This is a genomic window from Candidatus Aminicenantes bacterium (genome assembly GCA_026393795.1).
Classification (GTDB): domain Bacteria; phylum Acidobacteriota; class Aminicenantia; order UBA2199; family UBA2199; genus UBA2199.
Genome location: JAPKZL010000097.1, coordinates 1 through 12288, shown reverse-complemented (window position 1 = coordinate 12288; position 12288 = coordinate 1). Strand labels below are relative to the sequence as shown.

At 54.5% G+C, this 12288-nt stretch carries 11 protein-coding genes and 1 pseudogene; 9 read left to right on the top strand and 3 right to left on the bottom strand.

Going from position 1 to position 12288, the window contains the following annotated elements:
• Positions 1-207: 207 nt before the first annotated feature.
• Positions 208-687, top strand: a complete 480-nt coding sequence (locus NTW95_04820; protein MCX6556739.1) for a DUF2147 domain-containing protein — start codon at positions 208-210, stop codon at positions 685-687.
• Between the two features lie 50 nt (positions 688-737).
• Here the strand turns inward: NTW95_04820 and NTW95_04815 are convergent, their stop codons facing one another.
• Entirely contained in the window at positions 738-4274 is a 3537-nt protein-coding gene (locus NTW95_04815; protein ID MCX6556738.1) for a PAS domain S-box protein, read from the bottom strand.
• Positions 4275-4455: 181 nt separating this feature from the next.
• On the opposite strand from NTW95_04815, the gene NTW95_04810 reads away from it, so the two are divergent.
• The 4 genes from NTW95_04810 to NTW95_04795 all read left to right on the top strand — a co-directional run bounded on the left by NTW95_04810 (position 4456) and on the right by NTW95_04795 (position 5720).
• Positions 4456-4701, top strand: a complete 246-nt coding sequence (locus NTW95_04810) for a DUF5668 domain-containing protein (protein ID MCX6556737.1) — start codon at positions 4456-4458, stop codon at positions 4699-4701.
• Entirely contained in the window at positions 4698-5015 is a 318-nt protein-coding gene (locus tag NTW95_04805) for a LiaF-related protein (GenBank protein ID MCX6556736.1), read from the top strand. Before NTW95_04810 ends, NTW95_04805 begins: the two co-directional genes overlap by 4 nt.
• Positions 5016-5220: 205 nt before the next feature.
• Positions 5221-5463 carry a type II toxin-antitoxin system Phd/YefM family antitoxin gene (locus tag NTW95_04800; protein ID MCX6556735.1) on the top strand — a complete coding sequence of 81 codons (243 nt, stop codon included), beginning with the start codon at positions 5221-5223 and terminating at the stop codon, positions 5461-5463.
• A complete protein-coding gene (locus NTW95_04795) occupies positions 5460-5720 on the top strand; it encodes a Txe/YoeB family addiction module toxin (GenBank protein ID MCX6556734.1) in 261 nt (86 codons plus the stop codon). Before NTW95_04800 ends, NTW95_04795 begins: the two co-directional genes overlap by 4 nt.
• A 27-nt stretch (positions 5721-5747) precedes the next feature.
• Here NTW95_04795 and NTW95_04790 read toward each other — a convergent pair whose 3' ends face one another.
• Complete coding sequence (locus NTW95_04790) at positions 5748-6968, bottom strand: hypothetical protein (protein ID MCX6556733.1); 1221 nt, start codon at positions 6966-6968, stop codon at positions 5748-5750.
• A gap of 260 nt (positions 6969-7228) precedes the next feature.
• Complete coding sequence (locus NTW95_04785) at positions 7229-8467, bottom strand: dipeptidase (protein MCX6556732.1); 1239 nt, start codon at positions 8465-8467, stop codon at positions 7229-7231.
• A 110-nt stretch (positions 8468-8577) separates the two neighbouring features.
• Here NTW95_04785 and serS point away from each other — a divergent pair, with 110 nt between their 5' ends.
• The 4 genes and pseudogenes from serS to NTW95_04765 all read left to right on the top strand — a co-directional run.
• Positions 8578-9843 carry a serine--tRNA ligase gene (serS, locus tag NTW95_04780; GenBank protein ID MCX6556731.1) on the top strand — a complete coding sequence of 422 codons (1266 nt, stop codon included), beginning with the start codon at positions 8578-8580 and terminating at the stop codon, positions 9841-9843.
• 212 nt (positions 9844-10055) lie between these two features.
• Positions 10056-11051, top strand: coding sequence for a type II secretion system F family protein (locus tag NTW95_04775; GenBank protein MCX6556730.1), 996 nt, complete (start codon positions 10056-10058; stop codon positions 11049-11051).
• Positions 10955-11224: pseudogene (locus NTW95_04770) on the top strand (hypothetical protein). Before NTW95_04775 ends, NTW95_04770 begins: the two are co-directional and overlap by 97 nt.
• On the top strand, positions 11210-12288 hold a 1079-nt coding region (locus NTW95_04765), incomplete at its 3' end, for a GspE/PulE family protein (protein MCX6556729.1). The pseudogene NTW95_04770 and the gene NTW95_04765, both read left to right, overlap by 15 nt.

The window sequence follows — 12288 nt, the reverse complement described above, 5'->3', positions numbered from 1 at the left end:
CCGGCGTGGGCGCCCAGGGCGGCGACCTGGAAGCGGCCCTTCATGCCGGCCTGCGCGCCGACGGCAAGGGCATGCTGCTCCCGGTATCGCGCAGCATCGCCCATGCCGCCGATCCGGCCATGGCCGCGGCAAAATTACGCGATGAAATTATCAATATCACGTACCGGCGCGAGCACTAAAAGACCGCCGGCAAAGGAGTCATCAGCCATGAAACGCAACTGGATGGTTTATATGACTTTGGGATGGGTCTGGCTGGGAATGGTCGTGGCCATGCCGGCGGCTTCCGCGCTGGGCCTGTGGAAAACGGTGGATGAAAAGACCCACCAGTCCCGTTCCATTGTCCGCATCTGGGAGGAAGGCGGCCGGCTCAAGGGCCGCATCGAGAAGGTTTTTCTGCGGCCGGGCGAAAGCCTGACCGACCCCTGCACAAAATGCCCGCCGCCGTTCAAGGGCAAGCCCAGCCTCGGCATGGTGTTCCTCTGGGGCTTCACGCCCGACGGCGATCGCTGGGTGGACGGCAGCGTCCTGGACCCGGATAACGGGAAGATATACCACTGTGAACTGACCCCGGCCGCCGACGGCAAAAGCATGCGCATATTCGGCTATATCCGCATCATCTTCAAGATCGGGCGCTCGCAGACCTGGCTGCGCGCCAGCGAAGCCGACCTGCAGCTGGAAAGCAAATGATGGGGAGGCTCAGCCAGGCATCGTGCCAGCCTGGCCGCTGAATCCTGTTTTCATTTTTCGAATTCCAGAATAATCCGGGTTCCATTTCCATGTTCGATTCGTATCGTCCCATCTATCTGCTTGGTGAGCATTCTTACCAATTTCAGACCAAACCCGGCTGAATTTTCAAAATCAACCGTTTCCGGCATTCCGATGCCGTTGTCCGAAATGGCAAGAATCACGCGATTGTCCTTCGCTTCAGCGGATACCATGATCGATCCATCGCTTCTGTCAGTGAAGGCATACTTCATGATGTTGGTCAGAAGCTCGTTGATGATGATTCCAAGGGGTTGCAGTTTTCTGGCGTTCAAAACAAAATCAGCAATGTGGGTTACGACTTTCACTTTGGTTCGATCGGGGAAGTTGGCGACAATTTCTTCCACCAGGGACTTCAGATAATTTTTGGCCATGACCTCATCAAAACCGACCGACTGGTACAGTTTATCGTACAATACGACCATACTCTGCACACGGCTGCTGGCATCCTTCAAGGCCGCTATGGCATCCGCGCTTTTCAACGTGCTGGCCTGGAGATGAAACATGCCCGTCACCGTGGCCATATTATTCTTGATGCGGTGGTGTACTTCTTTGAGTATGAGTTCTTTCTCCGCAAGCAGGTTTTTTATTTTTTCTTCAGCCAGTTTTCGTCCCGTGATATCCGAATCAATGGTTATCAATTTTTTTACATTGCCTTTTTCATCCAAAATCGGAGTCAGCGTCGTCTGGGAAAAGATTTTTTTCCCCCATTTTGTTTCAAATGACGTCTCATAAGAGACAGATTTTTTTTCTCCGATGCATTTTTCGAATACGTGTTTGATGTCCGGATTGAAGCTGGCGGTAATGAGATTGCTCCCTTTTTCTTGAAAAAGTTCTTCCAAAGTCAATCCGTATAGATGGGTGAACCCCGGGTTGATCCACTCAATATTGGCCTTCTTGTCCATGATCATTATGGCGTTATCGGTTTCTCTGGCGACAATCGAAAGCTTCTCCAATTCCCGTGTCCGTTCGGCGACGATATTTTCAAGATGAGTCTTCTGGCGCTGCAGTTTCAGGGTATACAGATAAATGATCCCGAACAGCGTCGCCAGCCCTCCAATCATCCACAAGCCGTATGCCCACCAGGTGCGGTACCAAGGCGGCAGGATGCGCAGGCTGTAAACGGCTTCACGACCGAGGGTCCCGTAAATGTTTTTTGCACGGACGTGGAAACGGTAGCTGCCTTCGGGGAGATATGAATATTCCTTGCGAGTCTCGCCCGTCCAATCGCTCCATTCCCTATCGAATCCTTCCAGCAGATACTGGAATTGCATCGAACCGGGCTTTTCGTAGAATGTGGCGGCGAATTCGAAGGACAGGGCCTTCTGACGAAAAGGAAGTTCCGGGATCTCCATCGGGTCTTGGCCGCCATCAAACACGGTGATCTGCTCGCCGAATGTCGATCCTGGATGTCCGTGGGTGCCCGCAAAGACAAGTTGGCCTGGTTTCGCGATTACGTTGCGCACCAGGATAGTGAAAGGCTGATCATAGTCCTTCGGGCTCCTGGGATTCACCCGATGGGTCGCTCTACCGAGAAGCCAGATGTAACCATTGGGGTCGACATAGATCACATCATCCGGCGACATGAGCCCTTGAAAGGGCCGGGCCGTCATCTGGAACTGTCCGCCCTTGCCCGGAAAGACCCAGGTTGTCCCTTCGAAGGTACTGAATACAAACCCACCCTGGCCATCGGAAGCCATGTCGTTGAGGGCCATGGGGGGATCGCTGAAGGCCTTGCCCAGAACGAGGTCGGGCACAAAGTGCGTCCGGTCGGGTACTTCTGCCTGCCATGGCTGGATATCGGTGCGAAATAGGCCCTGAGGGGAAAGCACGTAGAGGGTGGTTCCGTAGAACGCCGTGCGCAGGCCCGTGAGCCCCGGCAGTCCATTCTCCGGACCGAAGCGATGCACCGCTGCTTCGGTGGGCTTGGCGCCGGAAAAATGGACCCTAAGCAGGCCCTTGCCGTCAGTGCTCAACCAGAGGTCGCCATTGGCGTCTGCGGTGATGCGCCGGATGTTCTCCTCGATCCCATCCATTCGTCCCACCAGTGCCCACCGACCCAGCATGCGCTTGAAGACTTCAAGCCCGCCAATAAGCCCTACAAACAGGTGGCCTGACCATCGCCTGGAGATACCCAGGCACAGACAGAAAGTGGGGGAGCCAGGAACCTTGAAGGCCCTTTCACCTTGGATCCGGAACAGACCGAGGCCGCTGGCCGCCATGAGATCCCCCTCGGCTTCCTGGAGCTGCCAGACCTCGTTCGGGCTGTCCTTTACGGCCACATACTCCGGGGTGTCATCCTTTAGGGAGAAGCGGTGCGGAACTTGGACCAAAAGATTTTGAAAGGTGCCCACATACAGACGATTGTTGTGGAAACACGCGGAATTGGAAACGCCATCGATACCGCTAGGGGCTCCGAATACGGATTGGGGGACACTCAGTTCAATATGGGAGATGCCCAAGTTATTGACAGCCCACAGGTCGTTTGAGCTATCCACCAGGAGACCGAGCACCGTGTTGTCCAGGAGACCGTCATTCTTGTTGATGGCGCGAATGATCTTTCCCGCCCGATCGAAAATGATGATTCCCGATTTGACCGTGCTGATGGCAAAGGCGTTCGGTCCCAGGGGCACCAGTTTGTACAGGGAGGAATTGCTTTCCTTAAGATATGCATCGAGTTCGCTCGGGAAGGCCTGGATCATATCCTCTGGGGCAGCCCGGTTGGTGGCGTAATGCTGAGAGGCTTCGTCCCAAAGAGCCGACAGATCGATGCGGCGGAAATCCCCGGTCATGCGGCCTACCAGGAGCTGATGGTAGTCAAAAGGCGCCAGGGTGATACGTTTGCCATTGTAGACGCCTGCCAATTGGGGAATGGGCAGCACGCGGTCCCCTTCCACCAAGCAGATGCCTTTTTCCAGATCCGCGTAGAACAAGGTCCCATCGAGCACGCAGGCCTGGGATGAGGCGAACTTGCCTGGGAGGGCAGTGATCCTGCCATCGTGGAGGCGGAATATCCTGCTCCGGGTCAAAAAAAAGATCCCATCGGCGCTGCACTCCACCTGCCAGACGTCATTGAATGAACGCTCGGCCTCGGGGATGGCTTCCCGCAGGGAGACGGCGCAGACCTTCCCTCCGGGCAGCACGGTCAGGTAGCCGAAGTCTCCAATCGATCCGTAGTAAATCGTTCCATCCGCTCCGCAGGTCAGGGCCCGGATAGTGGCATTTCCTTGAGTGGGAATGAGCCGCCAACTTTGACTATCGAATTCCAATATCCCATTGGAATTGCCAAAGTACATGACGCCGCGGCGATCCTGCACCGCCACCCAATTTTGGCTGGACGCTTTGTACTGGGCGGGTTCGTAGTTGTTGATGATCGGGGCGCCAAGCTCCTGCACTTGGCCGATCAACACGGTCCCGAAGGTTAAGATCCAGCCCAAAAAAAACAAGCTGCGCCAGCTTGAGTTCTCAACGTGATGAGGACAAAGCGTATGGGAAAAACCAACTTGGGTCACAAAAGAGAATCTAATATTTTGCAAATCAAAAGTCAATAGAAATAGTTGTCATTCCGGAGAAATGTGCCCAACAGAATATCGCACCATGTTTTGGCGTACCCAGGGAGTGCCCGCTCGAGATCGATATTGACAAGTGCGGCAAAGGTTTTTATACTGGAACGCATCATGAAAGGAGGGAATTATGACTGAAAAAAAATCACTGCCCGGCGGCGCCATTTTGCTGGGCATTGTCTTGATCGTTCTCGGCACCCTGGTGCTGCTGGCCAACTTGGGGCGACTGCCCTTCGACCTCGACATCAAGCACTGGTGGCCGCTGATCCTGATCGCCCTCGGCCTGATCCACCTGTACAACAACCGCAATATTTTCGAGTTTTCCGGCTTGTTCCTTATCCTGCTGGGAGTGGTTTTCCTGCTGGCATCCAGGTGACCAACATCCTCAGCGGCACCGACCGCCGCATCACCAGCCAGGAATTCAAGGGCGGCGACGTGCACAACGTGCTGGGCGGCACCAAGATCGACCTGCTCGAGGCCAAGCTGGCCGCCGGCGACTGGCTGCTGACCGTTTCCACTGTCCTGGGCGGGGTCGAGATATTCATCCCCCGCGACTGGCGCATCGAGGTTCAGCCGAGCAACATGCTGGGCAGCGTTGACGACCGCACCCGGCAGACGCCGTCCGCCGGCGGCGGTAAGCTGGTCATCAAGGCCTCGGCGTTGCTTGGCGGCATCGACATCAAGAACTAGCAGAGCTTTCTGAACTTGGTGCACGGTTGACGGTGGACGGTGCACGGCAAGATTGATCGGCCCACGTTCTTTCTTCGCCGTAAACCGTCTATCGTATGCCGTACACCGAGTCAGTTAACTTCTGCTCTTGGCGATATTTTTAGTAAAGAGATTTTTTTGTTGACAGTATGTACGTTTTAACGTATTGTATTTGGGTGAGGTAAAAATGACTACAGTAAACATAACTACCGCCAGGAAAAAAATTTATCAACTCATCAAGGAAGTGACCAACTCTCATGCGCCTGTCATCATCACCGGGAAAAACGCAAACGCTATTTTGATTTCAGAAAGCGATTGGACCTCGATCCAGGAAACCCTTTACTTGTTGTCTATTCCCGGAATGAGAGAATCGATTAAAAAAGGATTGGCGACAAAAGTTGCCGATTGTTCAATGGAGCTTGATTGGTGAGTTGGAAAATTGTTTATACCAGGCAAGCCCAAAAAGATGCAAAAAAAATAAGTCAAGCCGGGCTTCGGGATAATGTCCAGAAACTTTTTGAAATATTGCGGGAAAATCCTTTTCAAAATCCACCGCCCTACGAAAAATTAATTGGTGATTTGAAAGGAGCTTATTCCCGCAGGATCAATATCAAGCATCGCCTGGTTTATGAGCTGTGCGCTGGCAATATCATAAAAATCATTCGCCTGTGGACGCATTATGAGTAATTCTGTGCTACGCAGGGGACTTAGATATTACTTTTTTGCCGGCAATAACCATTGATTTATTTTCAACATCATATCGGTGATATTCTCATAGGTGTTTTCAACCAATGTTTCATTCTCTTTAATGAATTCATTGACTTTGTCTGGGGCCACCGGGTATCCTGAAATTGTCTGTCTATCCAAAATTATTTTGTCATAACCATCGGCAAAAAACTTTGGGTTGCCCCAAAGATATTTGTGTTCCTTTAATGGTTTATAAAAAATGAAGCCGGTAAATACCTCTTGATATGTCAAATTGTGTTTTTCATATGGGAAAAGATCAAAATAGTCGGCGCCGAAAGGATTGCCTTTAAAATCAAACCCGATATTGGGATTACCAATGACCTCAAATGCCGCATCCCATTTCCCATTGCTGACGGGAGAAGCAATATCCGTTTTTTCAGTCGGATTGTATAAATTTGCGACAGAGTTGAGCATCACGTTTGCCACTTTACCGGGGAGAGCTTCAAAAATATATCTGCCAACATTATCGGCTTTGGTTCCATCCGCATATTTAAAATCATTGAAGGCATGGCGATAGTTCATGATCACCAGGGCCTTTTTTCGAAGCTGGGTGGACTTGGCAATGTCGGCAAATTTTTTTATGATCTGGTCGGCCATGACCCAATCCCGCTTTCCGAGACCAGCCCTAAATTGCTGGTACTTTTCTTTGGTCATGCCCTGCCAGGAAAAAGGCATATCCGAGAAATAGAGATTGATCTTTGCATTCACTGCAAGTGATTTATTTAATGTATATAAGCGCTTTAAAAAATCATAAAAATTATATTTCTCCCAAAATGGAATGGAAAAAAAGTTTCTATATATATAAAGTACTTTATTTTCCACTTCTTTGTCACTCAAGCCATCGGTAAATAGAAAATCATGGAGATAACCATTCATTGTACTTGTGCCCAACTCCGTGAACATATTGCCGACTTTTTCAATGAATCGCTTATCACTGACCAGGTCATAGATGAAATCGTATTGCGTCGTTTCGGGATGAGCTCTCTCACACAAGATCACCAAATCGTACTTCTCGAAAAGTCCCATGACATAATCGACCGGCTTCTGGTTTTGTTTTTTCAAGAAATCGACATAAGGGGCGATTTCCTTTTTATATTTGATTTCTCCCGTATTAGAGAGGTTCTCCCCATAAACTCCCGCGCCAGCCAAAAGTAAACACACCATCCATAAATACAGCTTCTTTAACATGTTATATGCCTCTTTTGATATAGTGATAGGAAAATAAATTTCCTAATTGATGGGATTTTATAGAAAATATGTTCGAATTACAAGTTGAATGCGGCTATCGTATCCATCTTTTTCCCACCCTCTCAATCCCCCCATCCCCCCTTGATAAGGGGGGTGCCGTAGGCGGGGGGATCTGCATTTTCATTGCGAATTTTTTCGGGATACGGTTCGCTATGCTTCTATTTCGTTTATTAGAAACAGGGCGGCGCGGATATCAGGAATTAATGCTTGCTTTTTGAATAATCGATGACTTGCTGCAGCAACCTCAGGGCATTGCCGCCCCAGATCTTGGCGATGTCTTTTTCCGAGTAGCCCCGGCGCACCAGCTCGATGGTGAAGTTCTTCAGCTGGGTGACGTCGGAGCAGTCGGCCAGTCCGCCGCCGCCGTCGAAGTCGGTGCCGATGCCCACGTGGTCGATGCCGATCAGGCGCACGATGTGGTCGATATGGTCGACCGCGTCCCTGACATAGACCGGGGGCGAGGGGTAGCGCGTGCCGAGGTCGTGGTACTCTTTCTCCAGTGCGTCTTTTGTGGCCTGGTCGGTGATATTGCTCCAGCCGCCGAGGGCTTCCTCTTTTTTCATGAATTCGTCAAAGGCCTTTTTCCTGGCCGGGTCGGGCGGCGGCTGCTTGACGTAGTCGTCGAGGATGCAGAGCTGGATGACGCCGTTGTTTTTTTTCAAGGCCAGGAGCATGTCGTCGCTCAGGTTGCGCGGGCTGTCGGAGAGGGCGCGGGCGCAGGAGTGCGAGGCGATGACCGGGGCCTTGGTCAGCGCCAATACGTCCCAAAAGGAGCGGTCGGAGATGTGCGAGACGTCGATCATGATGCCCAGCTCGTTCATGCGCCGCAGCACCTGCCGCCCCCAGTCGCTCAGGCCGTGGTCCTCGGGATCCCGGCGGTCGGTGGACGAGTCGCAAATGTCGTTGTCGGCGGTGTGGGCTAGGGTGACGTAGCGCACGCCGCGGGAATAGAAATAGTCGAGCAGGGCGATGTCGTGTCCCAGCGGGTAGCCGTTTTCCATGCCGATGAAAATAGCCGTCTTGCCCTCTTTTTCCAGGCGCCTGGCGTCGCCGGCCGTCAAAGCCAGGGCGCACCGGTCCGGGTATTTCTTGAACATGCCATCCATGGCGTCGAGGATGGCGATGGCCTTTGCCTTGGCGTGACCTTCTGGGATTCGGGGCCCCTGCGCGACGAACACCGCGAAAAAGGTGGCGTCGAGCCCGCCGGCTTTCATGCGCGGCAGGTCCTGGCAGCCGCTGTTGGGCTCTCCCGGCTGGTGATATTGGCCGATATCCCAATCCTTTTCAAGGAGTTTGAACGGGGTGTCGCAATGGGTGTCGACGGTCAGCGCGCGCTGGTGGATGCGCAGCGCTTTTTTCAGCAGCTTCGGGTCGTCGGCGCCGGGGTGCAGCAACCCCGAAAAGAGCAAGCCGGAGAGCAGCAGGTGTTTGATTTGCATGTTATTATCCTTTAAGAAGCGATTATACTCCGAAAAAACGCTTTTTGTTCAGCGGCCGGCGGGAAATTTAATTTTTTGCGCGCTCAATCCCGCTGTGCTATAATTTTTTCATGCTGGACATCAATTTTGTCAGAAACAACCTGGAATTGGTCAAGAAAAAGGTCGAAGCCAAGGGCGTGGCCTTCGATGAAACGCGTTTCGCCGAGATCGACCAGCTCCGCCGCCGGCTCCTGGCCGACAGCGAGGAGCTGAAAAGCAGGAAGAACCGCCTGGCCAAGGAGACCGGGGTCAAGAAAAAGAGCGGCGCCAACACCCGCGAACTGGAGCTACAGTCCATCGAGCTTTCGAAAATGATCGAAGGCCACGAGCGCCAGCTTCAAACCGTGGATGCCGAGTTCCAGGAATTCCTCCTGAACGTGCCCAACCTTTTCCATGATTCCGTGCCGGTGGGCAAGGACGCCAGCGCCAACGAGGTGGTCCGCAGCTGGGGCGAAAAACCCGCTTTCGACTTTCCGGCTCGCCCGCATTGGGAATTGGGCGAAAACTCCGGCCAGCTCGATTTCCAGCGCGCCGCCAAGATCGCCGGTTCCCGCTTCGCCCTGTATTTTGACGCCCTGGCCAAGCTGGAACGGGTGCTGGTGCAGTTCATGCTCGAGGTGCACGGCAACGAAAACGGCTACCGCGAGGTGCTGCCGCCCTTCCTGGTCAACGACCTCAGCCTGATCGGCACCGGCAACCTGCCCAAGTTCAAGGAAGACCTTTTCAAGATCGAGGGCTTCAATCTCTACCTGATCCCCACCGCCGAGGTGCCGCTGACCAACATCCACCGCGACGAGATTCTGGACGAGGGCCAGTTGCCCATCAAGTACGTCGCCTACACGCCCTGCTTCCGCAGCGAAGCCGGGTCGCACGGCAAGGACATTCGCGGCTTGATCCGCCAGCACCAGTTCCAGAAGGTCGAGCTGCTCAAGCTGACCACTCCGGCGCAGTCTTACGACGAGCTCGAAAAACTGACCGCCGACGCCGAATCCATCCTCAAGAAACTCCGGCTGCACTTCCGCACCACCGCCCTGTGCAGCGGCGACCTCTCCTTCTCCTCGGCCAAGACCTACGATATCGAAGTCTGGATGCCGGCCCGCGCCGGCTACCTCGAGATATCCTCCTGCTCGAACTTCGAAAACTTCCAAGCCCGGCGGGCGCGGATCAAATACAAGGGCAAGGACGGCAAAAAGGATTACATCCACACTCTGAACGGCTCGGGCCTGGCCATCGGCCGCACCGTGGCCGCCATTATGGAAAACTACCAGACCGTTGACGGCAGGATCCGCATCCCCGAGGTCCTGCGCCCGTATTTCCCGGGGCACGACACGCTCTGATGCCCACCTACCGCTGCACCTTCGTCGACGAGCAGGGCCATTACGTCAGGCGCGACCACTACGCCGAAAGCAAGGCCGAGCTCAAGGCGTCCCTGGCCGGGAGCGACGAGAAGCTGATCGCCGTCCGCGGCCTGTGGTTCAAGGACCTTTCCCTGGGCGGGCTGTTCAACCGCAAGATCGGCTACACCGAATTCCTCCTCTTCAACCAGGAGATGATCACCCTGCTCAAGGCCGGCATCCCCATGATCCGCGCCCTGGAGATCATCATCCAGAACAGCCGGCCCAGCCGCCTGCGCGACATCATCGCCAGGGCGGCCGGCAGCATCCGCAACGGCACGCAGATCTCGGCGGCCTTCGCCTCGTCCAGGCTGCCGTTCAATAAAATTTACACAGCGTCGCTGCTGGCCGGCGAAAAAAGCGGCCACCTGGAACAGACCCTGGAAAAATTCAACATCTACCTGGGCAAGCTCGCCAACCTGCGCCGCAAGATCGTCGGCAGCCTGACCTATCCGGCTATCCTCCTCCTCTTCATGATCGCCATGGTGCTGGTGATCTCGGTTTTCGTCATCCCCAAGTTCGCCTCCTTCTTCAGCGACCTGGAGGCGCAGCTGCCGCCCCTGACCCTGCTCTTCATCGCCGTCACCCAGTTTTTGCGGGAAAACATCGTCCTGCTCACCGCGCTGGCCTTCATGGCATTTTTGGCCGTCAAGCTGCTCGAGCGTTTCCAGCCGCGCGTGATCATCATCGATCAGTTCAAGATCAAGTCGCCCTTCATCGGCCGCGTCATCCATGAGAACGCCGTCGCCGTCTTCGCCCGCACCCTGGCCATCCTGGTCTCGGGGGGCATCCCCGTCCCCGACGCGGCTGAAATCGCGGTGGAAACCTTCGCCAACAGGTATTATTACAGCCGCATCCGCGAGCTCCCCGAAAAAATCCGCCAGGGTCACGTGCTTTCCGAGGTGCTGGAGGAGATCGCCTTCATCCCGCGCATCCTGGTCGAGATGGTCCGCGTCGGCGAAACCTCGGGCAACCTGACCGCCGTACTGGACGAGAGCGCCGATTACTACGAACGCTCCATCGACAGCCGCATCAACACTTTGATTTCGCTGATCGAACCTGTTATAATCATCGCATTGGGCCTGGTGATCGCCATGATGCTTGTTTCGGTCTACCTGCCCATTTTCAGCGTCATAAGGGTCGTGCAATGAAAAAAAGCGTTAATATCGCCGATGTGAAGATCAATTACCAGTTGCTTTCCCGCTTTCCGGCCGATTTCCTGATCAAGAATCTTTTTTTCCCCCTGGAGGAGAAGGACAACACCATCTCCGTGGCCATGCCCGATCCCGAGAACCTCGATAAGATCGGCATGATCGAGAATTTCACCCAGAAAAAGGTCCTGCCTTTCTTCGCCAACCGCGGCGACCTGGAAAAATTCCTCAAGAAAAGCGACACCTACACCAAGGTCCTGCGCGACAAGACCGAGACCTTTGCGGTGAAGAAGACGGCCGAGACGGTCGAGGACGACGTGGTGACCATCGAGAGCATCACCGACGAGGACGACTCGGTGGTCAAGTTGTTAAACAACATCATCCTGACCGCAGTCAGCAAGAAGGCCTCCGACATACACATCGAGATCCAGAACGCCGCCTTGATCATCAAGTACCGCATCGACGGCATCCTGCACCAGATCATGGAGCCCCTGGACGCCACCTTCCATCCGTTCCTACTGACCCGCTTGAAAGTCATCTCCGAGCTGGATATCGCCGAGAAGCGCGTCCCCCAGGACGGGCGCTTCCGCATGCGCTTCAAGCAGAAGACCATCGACTTCCGCGTCTCGATCATGCCCGGCATCTACGGCGAGAACGCCGTCATCCGTATCCTGGACCGCGAAATGATCACCGAGAACATCGGCGAACTGAAATTGAAGCAGCTGGGCTTCTCGCCCTACATCCTGGAAAAGATCAACTACTACATCCGCCAGCCCTATGGCTTGTTCCTGGTCACCGGCCCGACCGGCAGCGGCAAAACCACCACCCTGTACGCAGCCCTGAACGAGATCAAGGACCCGGCCGACAAGATTATCACCATCGAGGACCCGGTCGAGTACCAGGTCGACGGCATCATCCAGATTCCGGTCAACGAAAAGAAGGGGCTGACGTTTGCCCGCGGCCTGCGCTCCATCCTGCGCCATGACCCGGACAAGATCATGGTCGGGGAGATCCGCGACCCGGAAACCGCCCAGAGCGCCATCCAGTCGGCCCTCACCGGGCACCTGGTCTTCACCACCGTGCATGCCAACAACGTCTTCGACGTGCTCGGCCGCTTCATCCACATGGGGGTAGACACCTACAGCTTGGTTTCGGCCCTGAACTGCATCGCCGCCCAGCGCCTGGTCCGCGTCCTGTGCCCACAGTGCCGGAAGGCGGTCGTGCCAGGAAAGACGGA